Origin of the sequence: Actinoplanes ianthinogenes (assembly GCF_018324205.1) — a bacterium.
Taxonomy (GTDB): Bacteria; Actinomycetota; Actinomycetes; order Mycobacteriales; family Micromonosporaceae; genus Actinoplanes; species Actinoplanes ianthinogenes.
On sequence record NZ_AP023356.1, the window covers coordinates 6,847,997 to 6,867,299 of the forward strand.

18 protein-coding genes are annotated in these 19,303 nt (G+C 71.5%); 9 read left to right on the top strand and 9 right to left on the bottom strand.

All coding sequences use genetic code 11. The features are described from left to right. The first annotated feature begins 7 nt into the window (after positions 1-7). Positions 8-499 (top strand): gluconokinase, encoded by a 492-nt coding sequence (locus Aiant_RS31190; protein WP_189333789.1) that lies wholly within the window; start codon positions 8-10, stop codon positions 497-499. Here Aiant_RS31190 and Aiant_RS31195 read toward each other — a convergent pair. Then, on the bottom strand, positions 468-1,295 hold the full coding sequence (locus Aiant_RS31195) for a metal-dependent hydrolase (protein ID WP_189333788.1): 828 nt from the start codon (positions 1,293-1,295) through the stop codon (positions 468-470). The two genes, Aiant_RS31190 and Aiant_RS31195, sit on opposite strands and share 32 nt — an antisense overlap. A gap of 111 nt (positions 1,296-1,406) precedes the next feature. Then, positions 1,407-1,841: a DUF1707 domain-containing protein gene (locus Aiant_RS31200; RefSeq protein ID WP_229830798.1), complete on the bottom strand. Its 435-nt coding sequence runs from the start codon at positions 1,839-1,841 to the stop codon at positions 1,407-1,409. Positions 1,842-2,062: 221 nt separating this feature from the next. On the opposite strand from Aiant_RS31200, the gene Aiant_RS31205 reads away from it, so the two are divergent. Both Aiant_RS31205 and Aiant_RS31210 read left to right on the top strand, forming a co-directional pair. Beyond that, positions 2,063-3,508, top strand: coding sequence for a sensor histidine kinase (locus Aiant_RS31205; RefSeq protein ID WP_229830795.1), 1,446 nt, complete (start codon positions 2,063-2,065; stop codon positions 3,506-3,508). After that, positions 3,505-4,176: a response regulator gene (locus Aiant_RS31210; RefSeq protein WP_189333786.1), complete on the top strand. Its 672-nt coding sequence runs from the start codon at positions 3,505-3,507 to the stop codon at positions 4,174-4,176. The genes Aiant_RS31205 and Aiant_RS31210 overlap by 4 nt, the downstream gene beginning before the upstream one ends. Before the next feature lie 322 nt (positions 4,177-4,498). On the opposite strand, the gene Aiant_RS31215 is transcribed toward Aiant_RS31210, so the two are convergent. From Aiant_RS31215 to Aiant_RS31225, 3 genes are read right to left on the bottom strand one after another with little or no spacing between them, the layout of a single operon-like run. Then, positions 4,499-4,984 (bottom strand): NUDIX hydrolase, encoded by a 486-nt coding sequence (locus Aiant_RS31215; protein ID WP_189333785.1) that lies wholly within the window; start codon positions 4,982-4,984, stop codon positions 4,499-4,501. A gap of 54 nt (positions 4,985-5,038) precedes the next feature. After that, positions 5,039-6,529: a GGDEF domain-containing protein gene (locus tag Aiant_RS31220; RefSeq protein ID WP_189333784.1), complete on the bottom strand. Its 1,491-nt coding sequence runs from the start codon at positions 6,527-6,529 to the stop codon at positions 5,039-5,041. Between the two features lie 50 nt (positions 6,530-6,579). Further along, the gene (locus tag Aiant_RS31225) at positions 6,580-8,409 is read right to left on the bottom strand and encodes an amylo-alpha-1,6-glucosidase (protein ID WP_425322726.1); all 1,830 of its coding nucleotides are present in this window, start codon (positions 8,407-8,409) and stop codon (positions 6,580-6,582) included. 124 nt (positions 8,410-8,533) lie between these two features. Between Aiant_RS31225 and Aiant_RS31230 the strand changes: the two genes are divergently transcribed. From Aiant_RS31230 to Aiant_RS31240, 4 genes are all read left to right on the top strand, one after another. Further along, positions 8,534-11,167, top strand: a complete 2,634-nt coding sequence (locus Aiant_RS31230; protein ID WP_189333783.1) for an MGH1-like glycoside hydrolase domain-containing protein — start codon at positions 8,534-8,536, stop codon at positions 11,165-11,167. A 368-nt stretch (positions 11,168-11,535) separates the two neighbouring features. Beyond that, positions 11,536-13,338, top strand: a complete 1,803-nt coding sequence (locus Aiant_RS31235) for an anthranilate synthase family protein (protein ID WP_189333782.1) — start codon at positions 11,536-11,538, stop codon at positions 13,336-13,338. Between the two features lie 68 nt (positions 13,339-13,406). Continuing rightward, positions 13,407-13,532: a hypothetical protein gene (locus tag Aiant_RS46655; RefSeq protein ID WP_268248829.1), complete on the top strand. Its 126-nt coding sequence runs from the start codon at positions 13,407-13,409 to the stop codon at positions 13,530-13,532. Between the two features lie 113 nt (positions 13,533-13,645). Beyond that, positions 13,646-13,918: a hypothetical protein gene (locus tag Aiant_RS31240; protein ID WP_189333781.1), complete on the top strand. Its 273-nt coding sequence runs from the start codon at positions 13,646-13,648 to the stop codon at positions 13,916-13,918. A gap of 75 nt (positions 13,919-13,993) precedes the next feature. On the opposite strand, the gene Aiant_RS31245 is transcribed toward Aiant_RS31240, so the two are convergent. Then, a complete protein-coding gene (locus Aiant_RS31245; protein WP_189333780.1) occupies positions 13,994-14,227 on the bottom strand; it encodes a hypothetical protein in 234 nt (77 codons plus the stop codon). Between the two features lie 241 nt (positions 14,228-14,468). Between Aiant_RS31245 and Aiant_RS31250 the strand changes: the two genes are divergently transcribed. Further along, a complete protein-coding gene (locus Aiant_RS31250) occupies positions 14,469-14,843 on the top strand; it encodes a response regulator transcription factor (RefSeq protein ID WP_189333779.1) in 375 nt (124 codons plus the stop codon). 47 nt (positions 14,844-14,890) lie between these two features. On the opposite strand, the gene Aiant_RS31255 is transcribed toward Aiant_RS31250, so the two are convergent. From Aiant_RS31255 to Aiant_RS31265, 3 genes are all read right to left on the bottom strand, one after another. Continuing rightward, positions 14,891-15,868, bottom strand: a complete 978-nt coding sequence (locus Aiant_RS31255; RefSeq protein WP_189333778.1) for a permease prefix domain 1-containing protein — start codon at positions 15,866-15,868, stop codon at positions 14,891-14,893. Further along, positions 15,865-16,218, bottom strand: coding sequence for a PadR family transcriptional regulator (locus Aiant_RS31260; RefSeq protein WP_189333777.1), 354 nt, complete (start codon positions 16,216-16,218; stop codon positions 15,865-15,867). Before Aiant_RS31260 ends, Aiant_RS31255 begins: the two co-directional genes overlap by 4 nt. Positions 16,219-16,309: 91 nt before the next feature. After that, positions 16,310-18,484 carry a glycoside hydrolase family 3 C-terminal domain-containing protein gene (locus tag Aiant_RS31265; RefSeq protein WP_189333776.1) on the bottom strand — a complete coding sequence of 725 codons (2,175 nt, stop codon included), beginning with the start codon at positions 18,482-18,484 and terminating at the stop codon, positions 16,310-16,312. Between the two features lie 130 nt (positions 18,485-18,614). On the opposite strand from Aiant_RS31265, the gene Aiant_RS31270 reads away from it, so the two are divergent. Further along, a complete protein-coding gene (locus tag Aiant_RS31270) occupies positions 18,615-19,286 on the top strand; it encodes a TetR/AcrR family transcriptional regulator (RefSeq protein WP_189333775.1) in 672 nt (223 codons plus the stop codon). The last annotated feature ends 17 nt before the right edge of the window (positions 19,287-19,303 follow it).

A 19,303-nucleotide genomic window follows, 5' to 3' on the forward strand; every position in this document is an offset into this window, starting at 1 on the left:
CAGCGGGATGGTGCCGATCGTGGTGATGGGGGTCGCGGGCTGCGGCAAGAGCACGGTCGGCAAGGCCCTCGCCGACCGGCTCGGCGTGCCCTACAAGGAGGCCGACGCGTTCCATCCGGCGGCCAACGTGGCCAAGATGCACGGCGGCGTGCCGCTGACCGATGAGGACCGGGCGCCCTGGCTGGCGGCGATCGCGGCGTCGCTGGGTGCGGGCGACGTCGTGGTGTCCTGCTCGGCGCTCAAACGGGCGTACCGGAATGTGCTTCGCGGGGGAAACCCGGACGTCTTCTTCGTCCACCTGGTGTTGTCGCCGGAGACAGCGACCGCCCGCGTCAGCGGGCGGGCGGGTCACTTCATGCCGAGCACCCTGGTCGCGTCGCAGTTCGCGATCCTGGAGCCGCTCGAGCCGGACGAGAGTGGCGTCGCGGTGGACGCCACGCTCCCGGTCGACAAGATCGTGGAGAAGGCTATTTCGAGGATGCCCACACGTCGAGGTTGAGCCGGTGCAGCAGGACCGGGGCGAACAGGCCGGCCAGCGACACCAGCGAGATCACGGTGAACGCGGTGGTCAGGACGACCGTCTCGGTCTTGCCGCCGACCTTCACCGCGAACTGGTTCGGGATGCCGACCATGCGCCACATCCGGTTGCGGCCGGTCGGGATCGGCCAGAAGATCGGTACGCCGTTCTTGGTGATCATGTCGCCGAGCAGGTGGACCACGCAGCCGGCGCCGACCGCGAAGCCGAGCAGCGGGTAACCGCGGTCGCCGGGCAGGTTGGCCGCGGTGAACCAGGCGATCGCGGCGGCGGCGAGCGTGACGATCAGCCAGCCGGCCCGCTCCGCCCACTTCTCGAACAGGCCGCGCAGCGCCAGGCCCGCCATGAAGAAGATGATGCCGACCACGGCCCACTTGCCGTAGTGCGCGGCCAGCTCGGTGGTGCCCCAGCCGACCAGCGCGGCGAACGGCAGGGTGTGGGTGAACGTCCGGTGCCCGTGGTCCCGCTTCGGGTCGCGCTTCTGCCGCGTCGCCGCGTAGATGCCCAGCGAGATCTTCTCGATCACCTCGGCCACGAACAGCGAGAACACGCCGAACGTCCGGGCGACGGTGGCGCCGCCCTGGTTGGTGGTCACCTTGCCGGACAGGTCGAAGTCGGGCAGCAGCGCGCCGCCGGCGGCCATCGCGGTGCCCACGCCGATCATCAGCGGCGTCTGGTGATAGCCGGCGAACTGGTCGACAGCCCAGCTGCCGGCCAGCCAGGCGGCCGCCCCGGACAGCGCGTGCGACGGACCCATCATGTGCGTCGTCCCTCCCCGAACAAACTGCGACACTGTCGCAGAGAGCGGGACGAAGATCAACGACCGGGCCGTCCACTGCGGAGTGGAGTCGGCCACCCGACAGGGCGGGGGTCAGTGGCGAGGGTGCGCCCGCGGCTCCCACCGGCCCTCGCGGGCGTGCCGGATCAAGCCCATCACCAGGAAGAACAGTGGGAACACCGGCCAGAAGAAGGGTGCTCCGGAGAGGACCCAGAGACCGGTCAGCACGCCGGCGACAATCAGGATGAAACTGGCATGCCGCTGCAGTGACCGGCGTGTCGCGGCGCGCCGGTGCGGCATCCGCGCGAGAGCCTGACGGCCGCCGTGCGGCAGATCGCGGGTCAGCACGTCCAGCTCGTCGCGGAACTTCGCGGCATAGGCCGTGGTCAGCCGTTCCTCGCCCTCGTCCAGGCTGAGCCGGCCCTCGGCCATCGCGGCCCGCAGGATCTCGGCGATCTCCTCGCGTTCGGTGTCGGAGGTCCGCAGCCGGGCGACCGGCCCGGACCAGGTGGCGTCTTCGGGATGCACGATGTCCTCCTCGGCGGGGTTTCTGCATCCAGGTTCGCCGCCCGGCGCCGGGTCCGCGTCGGCTCGCGGACGCATTCGCGCGCGGTGGTCCGCGGGTCACGATTCCCTTTTCGTACGACCTGAGGCGCAGCTCCGCGATCTTGTGTACGCCCGTGGTCGTAGTCCGTAATTCAGTTCCCGGGCCGATGCCACGGGGGTCGTGGTGCCGTAGTTTCGGCTGCATGAGCAAGCGTGGCCGGGATCGGCGGCGACCGCCGGGCGGCCGCCGAGCCGAGGGCTGCGCGTTCCCCGGCGGTGCGGTCGCCGACGATCCGGGTCAGGCCGGGCCGGACACCCCGGAGCAGGCCGGCCCGCCCTGGCGGCGCCGCATCCGGGAGGCGCACAACGGGATGCCGCAGAGCGCCGCCGTGATCACCGCGGTCATCCACTTCATCGGGCTCAACAACGTCATCAGCCACGGCGGGCTCTACCGGCCGTGGGACTCGCTCACCACCCTGATGCTGCTGGCCGGCCCGATCGCGCTGATCTGGCGCCGACGTGCCCCGATCACGGTCTTCGCGATCGCCTCGGCCGCCACCATCCTGTTCGCCACCCACGCCATGCCGCACGCGGCCTATGCGGCGGCCGCGGGCGTGGCGCTCTTCTCGGTGGCCCGGCAGGGCCGCCGGCAGGCCGCGCTGCTCTGCGGGGTCACCGCCTGGGCGGTCTGGATCGGTGTCACCGTCGGGCTGTCCGGCCCGCTCGGGCTGCCTCCCGGGGTGCGCCCGGTCGTCGGGCAGACCTGCCTCGCGGCGTTCGGGCTCGGCCTGATGATCCTGCTCGGCGGCGCCGCCCGGATCCGCGCGGAGAATTACGCCGAGCAGGCCCGGACCCGGGCCGAGCAGGCCCGCGCGCAGCAGGAGCAGCAGCGCCGGCAGGACTCCGAGGAGCGACTGCGGATCGCGCGCGAGTTGCACGACGTGCTCGGCCACCACCTGAGCCTGATCAACGTGCAGGCCGGGGTCGGGCTGCACCTGATGGATCAGCGGCCGGAGCAGGCTCGCGAGGCGCTGACCGCGATCAAGAGCGCGAGCGCGGAGGCACTGCGTGAGGTGCGGTCGGTGCTGGGCGTGCTGCGGACCGAGGGGGAGGCGGCGCCCCGGCAGCCGGCGCTCGGGCTGAACCGCTTGGCGGAGCTGACCGCGACGGCCGGCATCCCGGTGCGGACGACGATCACCGGCGAGCCGCGGGAGTTGCCGGCCGAGGTGGATCGGGCGGCCTATCGGATCGTGCAGGAGGCGCTGACCAACGTGCGGCGTCATCACGCCGGGCCGCAGCCCGAGGCGGACGTCGCGGTGGGCTATCTCCCCGCCGCGCTGTACCTGTCGATTCGCAACGACGGCCCGGTGATCGTGGAGCCGCCACCGCCGCCGGCCGAGGGCGGGGAGAAAGGTAGCGGCATCACCGGGATGCGGGCGCGGGCCGAGAGTCTGGGCGGGCGGCTCGAGGCCGGGCGTCCACCGACCGGTGGCTTCCTGGTCACGGTGATCCTGCCGACGGGGCGCTCGGCCACCGCCCCACCGGCGCCGGACCCGGCCGAGCCGCCGGCGGCCGGGGCGAGCGATGGGGTGACGGTGGGGGAGAGCGATGTCTCCGGTGATCGAGTGACTTCTGAGGAGAGACGATGATCTCGGTGGTGCTGGCGGACGATCAGGCGCTGGTGCGGGCCGGGTTCCGGGCGTTGCTCGACGCGGAGCCGGACATCCAGGTGGTCGGTGAGGCCGCGGACGGGTTGCAGGCGGTCACCCTGGTGCGGGCCACCCGGCCGGACGTGGTGCTGATGGACATCCGGATGCCCGGTGTGGACGGCCTGGAGGCGACCAAGCGGATCGCCGCCGACCCGGCCTGCGCCGACACCCGGGTGGTCATCCTGACCACGTTCGAGCTGGATGAGTATGTGTTCGAGGCGTTGCGCACCGGCGCTTCCGGGTTCCTGGTCAAGGACACCGAGCCGGTCGAGCTGCTGCGCGGCGTGCGCGCGGTGGCGGCGGGTGACGCCCTGCTGTCGCCGAGCGTCACCCGCCGGGTGATCGGCGAGTTCGCCGGCGCGGGTGCCGGCCGCCGGCCGGAGCCGCCGCGCGAGCTGGACCAGCTCACCGACCGGGAGCGGGAGGTGATGGCGCTGGTGGCCGAGGGCCTCTCCAACGACGAGATCGCCACCCGCCTGGTGATCAGCCCGGCCACCGCCAAGACCCACGTCAGTCGCACCATGATCAAGTTGGGCGCCCGCGATCGGGCGCAGTTGGTCGTCTATGCCTACGAGGCCGGGTTGATCCGTCCCGGCTGGCTCGCCTGACGCCTGCCGTGCGATTCGTGCGGCTGTGTCGGCGCCGGCCGGCTCGCCTGATGGGCGTGCGATTTGTGCGGTTGTGTCGGCGTCGGCTGGCTCGGCTGATGGGGCCGTGCGATTTGTGCGGTTGTGTCGGCGTCGGCTGGCTCGGCTGATGGGGCCGTGCGATTCGTGCGGTTGTGTCGGCGCCGGCCGGCTCGGCTGATCGGGGCGTTCGGTTGGCGTGGCTGTGTCGGTGCGGGGCGGCTTGATCCGGCCGTCCGGTGGCGGATGGCCGGGCTCACCGGGCGACTGATTCGCGTCGTTGCCGCGGGCCTGGGGTGGTGGGTCAGAAGCCGCCTTCGCCCGGCGCGGCGAAATACGGCGGGGCGTTGTCGTCCAGGGCCAGGGCCAGCATGCGGCGGGTGAACGGGTTGAGGTCGGGGAGGGCGTCGAGGGGGAACCAGGCGACGGCCAGGGACTCGGTGTCGTTGACCCGGGCCTCGCCGCCGACGGCGTGGCAGCGGAAGAAGATGTTGACCATCTGGCACTCGTCGCCGTTGAGGTAGGTGACGTCGTGGGAGACCACGCCGGCCAGGCGGTCGATCTTGACCTGGACCGCGGTCTCCTCCGCCACCTCGCGGACCACCGCGTCGGCCGGCTGCTCGCCCGGGTCCATCAGGCCGGCGATCAGGGTCCAGTGCCCGTTGTCGCTGCGCTGGTGCAGCAGCACCTCGCCACGGTCGTTCAGGACGATCGCGGAGACCGTCGGGAACATCAGCATCTCGTGACCGACGCGGGCGCGCAGGTTCCGGACGTATTCCGAAGCAGGCATGAACGGGACCCTAGCCGGGACCGGTTGCCGGTGCGCGAACGACGCCGGGAGGGGTCAGTGGGGTGCGGTTGCCGGGGTGAGGGTGGTGGGGGCGACCACTGACCGATTCCGGCCACCGGCCTTGGCGGCGTAGAGGGCCTCGTCGGCGGCTCGGAGCAGCTCGGCCGGGTCGGTGAGCGGGCCGGAGGTGGCGGCGGCCCCCAGGGAGGCCGTTACCGTGATCAGGTCCGTGGCGGTGACGTCGAACGGGAGGTCGGCGATCGCCTGGCGGGTGCGCTCGGCGATCAGCGGAAGGTCGCCGGCCGCGACGTGCGGGATCAGAGCGATGAACTCCTCGCCGCCGTAGCGGGCGAAGACGGTGCCGGATCGCTTGCCGGAGTTGAGGCGCCGGGCCAGTTCGCGGAGGACCCGGTCGCCGCCCGGATGGCCGTACGTGTCGTTGATCTTCTTGAAGTGATCGATGTCGATCATGAGCAGGCCGAAGTCGTAACCGGCCCGGGCGGCGCGGCGGCACTCGGCCGTGAGCGCCTCCTCGAAGTAACGGCGGTTGTGCGCGCCGGTCAGCGCGTCCGTGTCGGCGGCCCGCCGCTGCGCCGCCACCAGGCCCGCCATCCGGGCCAGGACCAGCAGGAACATCACGGCACAGGCGCTGCTGGTGAGCGGCACGTTCAGATCCTTACCGGCCAGGTGCTCGCCCAGCTGCAAGCCGGGCACCATCAGCACGGCGCCGGTGAGCATGGTGAGCCGGGCCGGGGTGGCGGCCGGGGCGGCCACCGGGCTGCGCGCGTCGAAGTCCCGCATGGCCGGATGCAGCGCGCAGGCGCCGATCATGCCGAGCGAGACGACCCAGAGCAGCGCGGTGAACGGCTCGGTGGTGTTCGCCCCGCCCAGCAGCCCGATCACCGCGTACGCGGTGTCCGCCGCGAACATCAGCCCGAGATAGCCGAAGAGCAGGTACAGCGCCGTGCTGCGGGCGCCCGAGCCGAACAGCAGCCGGACGGCCAGGATCAGCAGCATCAGGTCGAGAACCGGGTACGACACCTCGGTCAGCTTCGCGGCGAGTGGCAGCGTGGAGTCCTGCGCCACCGGTTCGACCAGGAACTCCCAGGTCAGCAGGCCGGCACTGAGCGCGATGACCAGCGCGTCGACCGCGGTGGCGAAGTCCCAGCCGGGGGTGCGCCGCCGGATGAAGATGAGCACCGCGGCGCCGGTGAACAGGTAACTGCACAGGTAGAGCACGTCGCCCGGGGTCGGCTCGGCCATGTTCCCGGTGCTCCACACGTCGAAGCTGTAGACCACGTCGGCGGCGGCGTAGGTGGCCTGGCCCAGCGCGAGCAGGTACCACCCGGTGGGCCGGGCCGGCCGGTGCAGGCGCATCCCGGCCAGGATCATGATCGGGACGCCACAGGTGATCACGACGTACGGGATCTCGTAGATCCGGAACGGCGCGCCGAGCAGCTGGCCGAGGCACCGGATCAGGGCGCAGACGGCCACGACGGCGAGCCAGAGCCGCCACGCCACGCTGCTGGACCTGGTGCGTTCCATCGGCTCATCGTCGAGGCTGTGGGTTGCGGATCGGGTGCATCCCCGGTTTCTCAGAGTTTCCGGGCCCGCAGGTGCTCGGCCACCGACCACGCCTGGAACGGGCAGCCGGTCGCGGTGTGCGGCGCGTCCCCGTCAGCCGTCTCGGAGATCGACCCGAGTCCGTATTCGGTCAGGTGCTGCTCGGCATCGGTGAGGACGTCGGTGACCTCGACGCCGAGCCGCCGCCAGGCCGTCACGTACGGCCCGGTGAGCCACGGCCAGACGGTGCCGGTGTGGTACGCCGTGTCCCGCTCACCCGGCCCGCCCCGATGCCGCCCGCGATATCCCGCCGTCCCGGGCGCCTGACTGCGCAACCCCATCGGGGTGAGCAGCGCCGCCCCGATCCGGGTCAGCACCGCCGGGTCGGGCCGCAGCGGCGCGTGCGGCAGCGACCAGGCGAGCAGCTGGTTGGGTCGCATGGTGTGGTCCCCGAGCACGTCCTGCAACTGCCCGGAGAGGGTGACGAACGACCGGGCGAAACTGTCCCTGGCCCGGTCGCGCACGGCCGCGAAGGTGTCGCCGAGGGTGGCCAGCCCGTTGACCCACAGGGCGTTGATGTCGACCGCCTTGCCCGCCCGCGGCGTCACCGGCACCCCGTCGACCCGGGCGTCCATCCAGGTCAGGGCCTCGCCGGTGGCGCCCTGGACGAGCAGGCCGTCGGCCGGGTCGGCGCGGATGCCGTACCGGGTGCCGGCCAGGTGGTGCTCGATCACGCCGGTCAGCGCGGGCCGCAGCTCGGCGCCGAGGTCGGTGTCGCCGGTGACCGTCACGTGCCGGTCGGCCGCGTGCAGGAACCAGAGGGTGCCGTCGGCGGTGTTGTACTCGACGCTGCCGGTGTCCGCGGTGTTCGCCAGCATCCCCTCGGAGAGCGTCGCGGCGTAGGACCGGAGCAGCTCGCGGCCGGTGTCGAAACGGCCGGTCGCGAGGAACAGCCCCTCGTAAGCGATCATCGTGTCCCGGGACCAGGCGCCGAACCACGGGTAGCCGGCGACCACGTCGGGGCCGGTGCGGGTGCGGACCACGAAGGCGTCGGCGGCGAGGGTGAGCGCGGCCTCGGCGGGATCGGCGCCGGCGGTCAGCGCCCGGTTGCGCGCGCGGGCGGCGTCCACCACCGCGGCGGCCGGTGGCGGTGGCTGATCCCGATCATCGGCCCAGGCCGTGATCTCGGCGATCGCCCCGGGGCGGTCGAGGCGGGCGTGGAAGCTCCCGGCGTACCATAAATTCTCTTGATCTTGAAGGCCGCGGGCCGCCTCCTCGCGGTATCGGACATCCCGGAACCACTCGCCGGCCGCGGCGAAGCCCGGCCCGGCGATCCGGTAGGCGTCCTCGACGACGCAACCGTCCGCGGTGGGTGTGACGGTGATCGCGGGACCCTGCTCCCCGTGGGCGTCGCGCCAGGCGCAGAGCGCCTCGACGGCGATCCGGACCGGACCGCCGGCGATCAGCCGATGGACGACCGCGACCGCCGGGCGCCCGGTCGCCATCGCGATCTCCCGCTCGATGACGATGTCGCCGATCCGCCATCGCCAGCGCGGGATGCCATCGATCAGGAAAAATCCTGACAAGTACGAATGCCCGGCAGGGGCGATGACGCCGCCCGCCCACTCGTGACAGCCCAGCCGCACCCGGGCGCCGGACGGCAGCGTGACCACCGCGTCGAGCGACGCCAGGCCCAGCATCCGGGACGCGGGTGTGGCGCCGGACACAACCAGCAGCCCGTGGTAACGACGTGTTCGCAACCCTGTGACAGTGCCCATGGCATAGCCGCCCACCCCGTCGGGTACCAGCCACTCTCGAGCCGATCCGGCACCCACATCGGTACACAGCTGCGGTCCGAACATGATCGGGCACACGGTGGACACGGAAGGGAACCTCCGACCTATGGGCAGAATCGGCGGAGCCGACACACTTGACACCAGACCATGACAGTCTCAGTGTGATCGACTCCGGGTCGTAATGGTGGGGATGGTGAGAACGCACGTGTCGGAGCGGGATCGGCTGGCCCAGGCCGACTCCGGCGAGCAGCCGTGGCGCGCCTGGGGTCCCTACCTCTCCGAAAGGGCGTGGGGCACGGTCCGGGAGGACTACAGCGAGCACGGGACGGCGTGGGACTACTTCCCGCACGACCACGCGCGGTCCCGGGCGTACCGGTGGAACGAGGACGGCATGGCCGGGGTCTGCGACGACCGGCAGACGTTCTGCTTCGCGCTCGCGCTCTGGAACGGCAAGGACCCGATCCTCAAGGAACGGATGTTCGGCCTCGGCGGCGACGGCGGCAACCACGGCGAGGACGCCAAGGACTACTGGTGGTACCAGGACTCCACGCCGACCCACTCGTGGATGCGCTGGCGCTATCACTACCCACAAGCCGAGTTTCCGTACGACCAGCTGGTCCGGGTCAACGGCCAGCGCTCGCGGACCGAGAGCGAGTACGAGCTGGTCGACACCGGCATCTTCGACCAGGACCGGTTCTGGGCGGTGACCGTCGACTACGCCAAGGCCGGCCCGCACGACATGTGCATCGCGGTCACCGTCTCCAACCGCGGCCCGGACCCGGCCACCCTGCACGTGCTGCCCACCCTCTGGTTTCGCAACACGTGGTCCTGGGGCCTGCCGAACCGGCCGATCCCGTCCCTGACCGGCACCCCCGGGCGTCTCGCCGGGCGGCACCGGTCGATCGGGCACGTCACGCTCGACGCCGAGGGCGCCCCGCCCGCGCTGGTCTGCGACAACGAGACCAACGCGCAGCGGCTGTGGGGCCTGCCCGGGCGCAGCCCGTACCCGAAGGACGGGATCAACGACTTCCTGATCTCCGACATGCCGACCGTGAACCCGAGCGGGACCGGCACCAAGGGCGCGCTGCACTACGAGATCACCCTGGGCCCGGGGGAGTCCCGGACCCTTCGGATGCGGCTCACCCAGACCGACGCCCCGGCGCCGCCGCTCGACCTGGCCGGCGACTGGGACGCGGTGATGCGCGACCGGCTCGCCGAGGCCGACGCGTTCTTCCGCGAGGTCATCCCGGCGGCCGCGTCCGAGGAGGAGGCCGCGGTGGCCCGGCAGGGGATCGCCGGGCTGATGTGGGGCAAGCAGTTCTACCACTTCGACGTGAAGCAGTGGCTGCACGGCGACCCGGGCAACTCGCCACCGCCACCGGGCCGGCGCTACGGGCGCAACAACGGCTGGTGGCACATGAACAGCTTCGACGTGATCAGCATGCCGGACCCGTGGGAGTACCCCTGGTACGCCGCCTGGGACCTGGCGTTCCACTGTGTCAGCATCAGCCGGGTCGACCCGGGTTTCGCCAAGTCGCAGCTGCTCCTGCTGCTCCGCGAGTGGTACATGCACCCGAACGGGCAGATCCCGGCGTACGAGTGGTCGTTCGCCGACGTGAACCCGCCGGTGCACGCCTGGGCCGCGCTGCGCGTCTTCCAGATCGACGGCGGCCGGGACTACGACTTCCTCGCCAAGGTGATGCACAAGCTGCTGCTCAACTTCACCTGGTGGGTCAACCGCAAGGACGTCGGCGGCAACAACGTGTTCGAGGGCGGCTTCCTCGGCCTGGACAACGTCGGCCCGTTCGACCGCTCGGCCGCGTTACCGGTCGCCGGGGTGCTCGAACAGTCCGACGGCACCGGCTGGATGGCCATGTACGCCCTCAACCTGCTCGACATGTCGATCATCCTGGCCCTGCACGACCGGTCCTACGAGGACATGGCCACCAAGTTCTTCGAGCACTTCACGTACATCGCGGAGGCGGCGTACCGGCAGGGGCTCTGGGACGACGAGGACAGCTTCTTCTACGACGTGCTGCGGCTGCCGGACGGGCACAAGGTGCCGCTCAAGGCCCGGTCGATCGTCGGCCTGCTGCCGCTCGCCGCGACCACCCGGCTCACCTCGGACACCCTGAACCGGCTGCCCGAGGTGAACGCCCGGGTCCGCTGGATGCTGCACAAGCAGACCGATTACGGCGACGTGATCAGCGCGCGCCGGCTCGGCGGCGCCGATCGGCGCCGCCAGCGGCTGCTGAGCATGGTGGGCCAGGACCAGCTGTTGCGGATCCTGGCCCGGTTGCTGGACCCCGAGGAATTCCTCTCCCCGTACGGCCTGCGCACGCTCTCCCGTGCCCACCTGGAGAAACCGTTCACGGTCTCGCTGGGCGGCTCGGACTTCACCGTCGGCTACGAGCCGGCGGAGAGCACCAGCGGCCTGTTCGGCGGCAACTCGAACTGGCGCGGCCCGGTCTGGATGCCGGTCAACTACCTGCTGGTCGAGGCGCTCCGGGAGTTCGCCGAGTTCTACGGCGAGGACCTGCGGGTGGAGTACCCGACCGGGGCACAGACGAAGATGTCGCTGTCCGAGGTGGCCGACGACCTGTCCCGCCGGCTGATCGCGCTCTTCGTCCCGGACGACGACGGGCGCCGGCCGATCTACGGCGCGACCGACATGTTCCACACCCACCCGGACTGGAAGGACCTGATCGTCTTCCCGGAGTATTTCCACGGGGACAACGGGGCCGGACTGGGCGCGTGGCATCAGACCGGCTGGAGCGCGCTGGTCGTCGACCTGATCCTCACCCTGCACGACAAGCCCCGCTAAGGCCTGTTTCATAACCCGGCCGAGTGCGAGGCGAGGTCAGGAGTGTGGCTGGCAACGGCCGCGATTTGCCCGCATACCGGTGTTGTATGCGGGCAAATCGCGGACGCTGCCAGGCGCGCTCCTGGCCACGCCGCAGCCCCGGTCGGGTTATGAAACAGGCCTTAGGTCTCTCCATGCGGGACGGGTGGCGCGGAGTGACGCGGACGCCGTTAGGCTGCAGGGCATGAACGCGCGACTGAGCATGTGGTGGCCCGCCTGACCGGCGGCCACATCCCCCGCGCGTAACCAACCCGCGGCCGCCTCCCCGAGGCGGCCGTTTCGCATGGTCCGGACTCGGTGGGCGCCCGCCCGGCCCGGAACGAGGACCCATGCCTTTCGCCTACCTGCACCGCGACGGCGCCGACCACGTCGAGGTGCTCACCGGTGACGTGATCACCGTCGACGCGCTCGCCGCCATCCCGCTCGACCCCGGGCGGCCGGTGCTCGCCGTGGTGCCCTACCGGCAGATCGCCGAGCGCGGCTTCGACTGCGTGGACGACGGCGCGCCGCTGGAGTGTCTGCTGATCGATTCCCGCGAGACCCGGCCGCTGAGCGACTTCCCGGCCGGTGAGCTGCGGGTCTCCGGCGGGAGGTTCGACCTGAGCGACGACGAGTACGGGCGGATCGTCGAGGACGTGCTGCGCGACGAGATCGGGCACGGCGAGGGCGCGAACTTCGTGATCCACCGGGTGTTCGAGGCGTCCGTCGACGGCGACCCGGTGGACGCGGCGCGGGCGGCGTTCGGGCGGCTGCTCGCGCAGGAACAGGGGACGTACTGGACGTTCCTGGTGCACACCGGGACCCGGACGCTGGTCGGGGCCACGCCGGAGCGGCACGTCAGCGTCACCGACGGCATCGTGATGATGAACCCGATCAGCGGGACGTTCCGGCACGGGTCCGGGCCGCTGCTCGACTTCCTGCGGGACCCGAAGGAGGTCGAGGAGCTCTACATGGTCCTCGACGAGGAACTGAAGATGATGGCGACCGTCGCCGAGCACGGCGGGCAGGTCGCCGGGCCCTACCTGAAGCAGATGGCGCACCTCACCCACACCGAGTACCTGCTGGCCGGGCGCGGTTCGCTGGACGTCCGGGAGGTGCTGCGCGAGACCATGTTCGCGCCGACCGTCACCGGCAGCCCGATCGAGAACGCGTGCCGGGTGATCGCCCGCCACGAACGCCGCGGGCGCGGGTACTACGCGGGCGTGCTGGCCCTGCTGGAGGTCGACGACGAGGGACGGCAGAGCCTGGACGCGCCGATCCTGATCCGGACCGCGGAGATCACGCCCGACGGCACCCTGCGGGTGCCGGTCGGGGCCACCCTGGTGCGGCATTCGACGGCGGCCGGCGAGGTGGCCGAGACCCACACGAAGGCCGCGGGCGTGCTGGCCGCGCTCGGTTCCGCGTCCTTTCCGGTACGCGACGCGACCGCTCCCGTGGCCGGCGAGCCGGAGCTGGCCGCGCTCGCCGCCCGCAACGTCGACCTGGCCCGGTTCTGGCTGGACTCCCGGGCGCCCGGCGCGCTCGTGGCGCCGGGGCTGGCCGGGCGGTCCGCGGTGATCGTGGACGGGGAGGACACATTCACCGCGATGCTGGCCCACCAGCTGAAGGCGCTCGGCCTGACGGTGTCGGTGGTGCCCTGGTCGTCGCCGGCGCCGGACGCCGACCTGCTGGTGGTGGGCCCGGGACCGGGTGACCCGGAGGACACCGGCGACCCGAAGATGGCGGTGATGCGCGGCATCGTCCGGGACCGGCTGGCGAGCGGGTCGCCGCTGTTCGCGGTCTGCCTCGGTCAGGAGATGCTGGCCCTGGAGCTCGGGCTGTCGCTGATCCGGCGGGAGTCGCCCTATCAGGGGCTGGCGCGGGACGTGGACCTGTTCGGCTCGGTGCGGCGGGTGGGGTTCTACTCCAGCTTCGCCGCGGTGTCCGCGGCCGCCGCGATCGACTCGGCGCACGGGCCGGTGGAGATCGCCCGGGACCCGGCCGACGGGGCGGTGCACGCGCTGCGCGGCGCGTCGTTCGCCGGGGTGCAGTTCCATCCGGAGTCGGTGCTCAGCCGGGACGGGATCGACGTGCTGCGGGAACTTCTGCCGCCGTTGCTCGCCGAGGTGGTTAGCCCGCTCACGAACGGGTAGCGATAGATACCGTCGGTGGTCCAAGGCGATCGAGAGCCTCTCCTTGGGCCACCGACCCGGTGCTCCGTGTGCTGGGACCGCCCCTGACAGCGGCACCGCCGCTGGTCACGGCGCAGATCCGGCCGCTGCTGACCCGGCTGCCGCGCCTGGCCCGGCGCGGCCTGATCGAGGAGGCCGTCAGCCGTGCCGCCTGACGCCCCGGCGGTCCCCCGTCCCGGGGAAACCCGGCGCGGGCGCGTGTCCGCACGGTTTACTGAGGGTTGGTCGACGGGTATCCGTACGGCGTCGTTGACCTCCGGAGGACACTTTGGCCGAGCCGCACGTCACACTCGACCCGCAATCGCTCAACCCGGTGGAGGAGAAACTGCGCGGTCCGCTGGAGGACCAGCTCAGTTCGGCGCTCCAGGCCGCGACCGTCAAGATCCGCCAGCGGTATGCCGGCGAGAGCATCGAGCAGGTCACCAGCATGCTGCTGGACCAGGCGAGAGCCGGGCTGCACCCGGACATCGCCGCCGGCTTCCGCCCCGACCACGACCAGCTACGCCACGTGGCCGAGGCGATCGTCACCCACGCACACTGAGTCTCCGGGCCGGGGTACGCGAGGTGCATCCTGGGCGTTCGCGCAGGGGTGCTCCGGGCGTACCCTGATCGGGTCTCAGGCGGCGAAGGCGTGCCGGACCGCCATCCGGGCCCACCGCATGCGGCCGAGGGCGCAGTCCGGGTGCTCGCCGAACTCCTGGGCCACCAGGGCCGCGCAGCCGTGGGCGCCGAGGCGATCGACGGTCGCTGTGATGGCCTCGCGGATCAGCTCCGGGGTCGGTTCCTGGGAGCGTTGCAGGTCCGATACGAACAGCGCTTCGGTACGGACGTCATCGATCACTGCGTTCATCGGGTCCTCCCCGGTCCGGTCGGTAGCTCGGCGGTCGCTCGGGAATCAGCACACCGCTGCCGGGATGCAACCGGGGCGTACCCCGGTTGCGAGCCGGTTGCTAACGGTGTGGCCGCTGGCATACCCGGGATTCGGCGCTGAGCGGGGCGCGGATGGGTCGGGAATCCGGTAGTCCCGCCGCCTCGCCCAAAATAACCGGATATCGTCGGACAAGTAGTGATGCCGATCGAGGGGAGCTGCCGTGACCACGGTCTTGGTGGCCGACGACGACGCCGACATCCGTGACCTGGTGGCCTTCAAGCTGGAGCAGGCCGGGCTCGAGGTGATCACGGTCGGTGACGGTCAGGCCGCTGTGGAGCAGGCCCGGGTGCACCGCCCGACCCTCGCCGTGCTGGACGTCTCGATGCCGCTGCTGTCCGGCATCGACGTGTGCCGGATGCTGCGCGCCGACCCCTCCACCGCCGGGATGCTGATCATCATGCTCACCGCCCGGGTGCAGGAGCAGGACGTCGAGGGCGGCTTCAGCGCCGGTGCCGACGACTACGTGACGAAACCGTTCAGCCCGCGCGAGCTCGTCTCCCGGATTCAGGCCCTGCTCACCCGCACGCGCACCTGAGAAGAAGCCGGGGCGCGATGCGCCCCGGCTTCCCGCGTGCTGTGAGATCAGCTGAAGTCGTAGCTGCCGCCGGTCCCGGGCACCCGCGTCGGGAGGCCGCGGCGGGCCCGCTCCGCCTTGACGAACTTCTCGACGACGTCCCAGAGCCCGCCCAGGACCAGGACCGCGATGGCGGCCATGCTGATCCAGTCCTTCACGTCCCCGCCGTTGACGTCGAGGAAGCCGTGGAACTCGGGGTTGAAGAACCGGTCGGTGGCCAGCAGCCACACCATCGGAACCGTGTAGGCCACCGTGAGCACCGCGTTCACCACCGCGGCAGCCCGGGTCACGGCGCCCAGACGGTAGACCCAGACGTGGTAGAAGGCGCGCAGCGTGAACAGGGCGATCAGCACCGGCCACCAGAACGCCCAGTTCGCCGGGTCGAGCAGCGGCACGTCGGTGAAGGTGAACTGCTGCAGCACCAGCGCGGCGATCAGCAGCACCGACCAGACGACACCGCTGATCATCTCGGCGAGGCCGGCCCGGTTGGTCTCGTATTTCGGCAGGTCGGACAGCTTCCAGTTGGCCTTCAGGTGCTCCCGGCTGACGCCGGTGCGCTCGATGATCGCGAAGACCAGCGTCACCCAGAAGCACATGTGCGCGCCGATCGTGAGCACGCCGGCGACCGCGCCGCCGATCACCTTGCCGATGTCCGGGTCGTCGAAGAGCTGCACCACCACCCCGATCGCCACGACCAGCGGCAGCACCGTGGCGAGCAGGATCTTGAGCAGCCGGCGCCAGATCGGGTAGAGGTCGGGGCCGATCAGGAAGTTGGGGCGGTCGGCGTACCGGTCGGCGAGCCGCTCCGGGTCGCCGAGCTCGGTGAGCGCGGACTCGACGGCCGCCTCCGGCGTCTCACCGGCGTCGATCCGGGCCTCGACCGCGTCGTCGATGGACGCCCGCAGCTCCCGGTCGATGTCGGCGCGCTGCTGCTCGGGGATGCGGCGCAGGGCGGTGAGCACGTATCGATCGACGAGGTTGGTCATTTCTCACTCCCGTGATTGGTCGTAACCGAAAGGTCGCCGATCGCGGTGTCGAGCCGCGCCCACTCTCCGCGCAGGGTGCCGGCGACGGCTTCGCCCTGCTCGGTGGTCCGGTAGAACTTGCGTGGCCGGGCCTCGTCGGTGTTCCACTCGCTGGTCAGCAGCCCCTGCGCCTCGAGCCGGCGCAGCAGCGGGTAGAGCGTGTTGGCCTCCACCTCGAAGCCGGCCCGGCTCAACGTCTCCAGCAGCGAATAGCCGTAGCCCGGCTCCCGCAGCACGGTGAGGCTGGCGACGACGACGGTGCCGCGCCGCAGCTCTTGCAGGTGTCCCGCAAGCGTCGCATCCATTGTCATGCCAGAAACGATAGTGTGTGTCGCACACTATGGCAAGTGGACACAGCAAAGTGGCCCGCAACCATATGGTTGCGGGCCACTGTCAAAGCGGTTACTCGTTCGCCGCCTGGATGAGTTTCTCCAGCGTGTCGGCGGTGACCGGGCTGCCCGGGAAGCTCGCCATCCGCTTGATCGGGATGCTGGCCATCATCAGCATCATGCCGGGGTCGGCGGCCATCGCGGCCATCGTCGAGTCCCCGGCCGACGCCATCGCCGTGGCGAACGCCTCGCCGAGCACCTGGGCGCCGCGCGGGTCGGCGAACCACTCGCCGATGCTGGACTCCTCGGTCAGCGGCACCCGGGCCTCGTCGCCGGTGACGTGCCGGGTGAGCGTGCCCCGGATGTCCCGGGACGAGGCGCCGACCTCGAACACGTAGTCGCCGTCCTCGACCACCCACCGGTTCAGCCGGGTGTCCCAGTAGGCCAGGTCGTCCCGGTCGACGTGCAGCGTGACCTCGACGGTCTCGCCGGCCGCGATCGCCACGTTCGCGAACGCCTTCAGCTCCCGCGGGGCCCGGCGCACCGCCGACCCGGGCAGGCTCACGTAGACCTGCACCACCTCGCGCCCGTCCCGGTCGCCGGTGTTGGTCACCGGCACCGTGATCTCCAGGCCGGAGCCGGTCGGCGTGCCGTAGGCGAACGTCGTGTAGGAGAGCCCGAAGCCGAACGGGTAGGCGACCGGGGTCTGCCGGGCGTCGAAGCCGCGGTAGCCGACGTGCAGGCCCTCGCCGTACCGGACATGCCCGTGCTCGCCCGGGAAGTCCAGGTAGGACGGGTGGTCGGCGAGCTTCACCGGGATCGTCTCGGCCAGCCGCCCGCTCGGGTTGACCCGGCCGAACAGCACGTCGGCGAGCGCGCTGCCACCGGCCTGCCCGAGCAGCCAGCCCTCCACGATCGCCGGCACGGCCGACTCCCACGGGCTGGTCAGCAGCACCGCGCCGTTGGAGAGGACCACCACGGTGTTCGGGTTGGCCGCGGCCACCCGCTCGATCAGCGCCAGGTGCTCGGCGGGCAGGTCCAGCGAGTCCCGGTCGGCGCCCTCCGTCTCGTGCGCCGAGCCGACGAAGACCAGCGCCACGTCGCTGCCCCGGGCCACCCGGGCCGCCGCGTCCGGGTCGTCGTAGCCCTCGGCGAACGTGACGGTGGCGCTGGTCGAGGCCTGGATCCGGGTCAGCGCGTCGTCCAGCCGGGTCGGCGTGATCTGCGAGCTGCCGCCACCCTGGTACCGCGGCGTGCGGGCGAACTCGCCGAGCACCGCGATCGTCTGCCCCTCCGCGCGCAGCGGAAGCAGCCCGCCGTCGTTCTTCAACAGCACGATCGCCCTCCCGGCGATCTCCCGGGCCAGCTCGTGGTGCGAGTCCGCGTCATAGCCTCCGGGTTCGCGCTTCCCGGCGTTCACCACCATTGTCCGTACGCGATCAGCCGACCTCCGCAGCACCGCGGCGTCGAGCGTGCCCGCCTCGACCGCGTCCACCAGCTGCTGGTCGCCGGCCGCGTCCGGGCCGGGCATGGTCAGGTCCAGGCCGGCCCGGATCGAGGCCACCCGGTCGACCACGGCGCCCCAGTCCGACACGACCAGGCCCTCGAAGCCCCACTCGTCGCGCAGCACCTCGGTGAGCAGCCAGTGGTGCTCGCTCGCGTACACCCCGTTGACCTTGTTGTACGCGCACATCACGGTCCACGGCTGCGCCCGGGTCACCACCCGGTGGAAGGCGCGCAGGTACATCTCCCGCAGCGTGCGCTCGTCGACGTCGGCGCTGACCCGCATCCGGTCGGTCTCCTGGCTGTTCACCGCGAAGTGCTTGAGCGACGCACCGACCCCCTTGCTCTGCACACCGCGCACCCACTCGGTGGCCAGCACGCCGGTCAGGATCGGGTCCTCCGAGAAGTACTCGAAGTTGCGGCCGCCGAGCGGGCTGCGCTTGAGGTTGACACCCGGGCCGAGCAGCACCGCCACGTCCATCGCCCGGCACTCGTCGCCGAGTGCCTCGCCCATCCGGCGCAGCAGCTCCGGGTCCCAGGTGGAGGCGGTGGCCACGGCCGGCGGGAAGCAGGTGGCCGGGACGCCGGCCAGCAGGTCGCCGCCGGAGGCCTGCATGCGGACGCCGTGCGGGCCGTCGGTCACGACGACGGCGGGCAGCCCGGCCGGCGCGATGCCGGTGGTCTGCCAGAAGTCGCTTCCGCTGGTGAGCGCCGCCTGCTCGGCGGTGGTGAGCTCGGAGGTCATGACGCAATCCGGTCCTTCCTCTCCAGCGAGCCGGAGAACGCGTTACTGAGTACCTACTAGGTATTAACTAATCGGTAACCTAGGGCACGCCGCGACCGCCCGGCAAGGGGCTGCTGGTAGGAAAGACGCTGTGAACAGCGCACCACCTCGCCGCCGGGACCGGGCCCGCCTGCCGGCCGCCGAGCGCCGCCGGCAGATCCTCGACGCGACCACGCGGCTGATCGCCGAGCGCGGCTTCTGGGGCCTGTCGATGCAGGACGTCGCCGACGACTGCGGCCTGACCGTCCCGGGCCTGCTGCACCACGTCGGCTCCAAGGACAACCTGCTGGTGGCCGTGCTGGAGCACCGCGACGAGGAGGACTACCGGTCGCTCTCCGCCGAGCTGGGGCTGACCGGTGACGAGATCGCCGAGCACCTCACCCCGCCGGTCACCCGCTTCTCCTCGCTGGCGACCCGCGTGGCCGCGTCGGCGCACCACATCACCCTGCCGGAGGTCTGCGCCGCCCTGGTCCGCCGCAACGCCGGCCAGCCGGAGATCGTCCGGCTCTTCGCGGTCCTGGAGGCCGAGTCACTGGCGCCCGACCATCCCGCCCACGACTACTTCCGGGTCCGGCAGGACAGCACCATCGCCCAGCTCAGCGTCCTCGCCCGGGACTTGACGCCGGAGCCGGAGACGCTGGCCCGCCAGATCATGGCGCTGATGGACGGCCTCCAGATCCAGTGGCTCCGTGACCCGGCCCGCGTCGACCTGGTCGCCGCCTGGTCCGCCGCTGCCCCGGCCCTCTTCCCCGCCCGGAAGTAGCGGACTGCCTGGCGAGC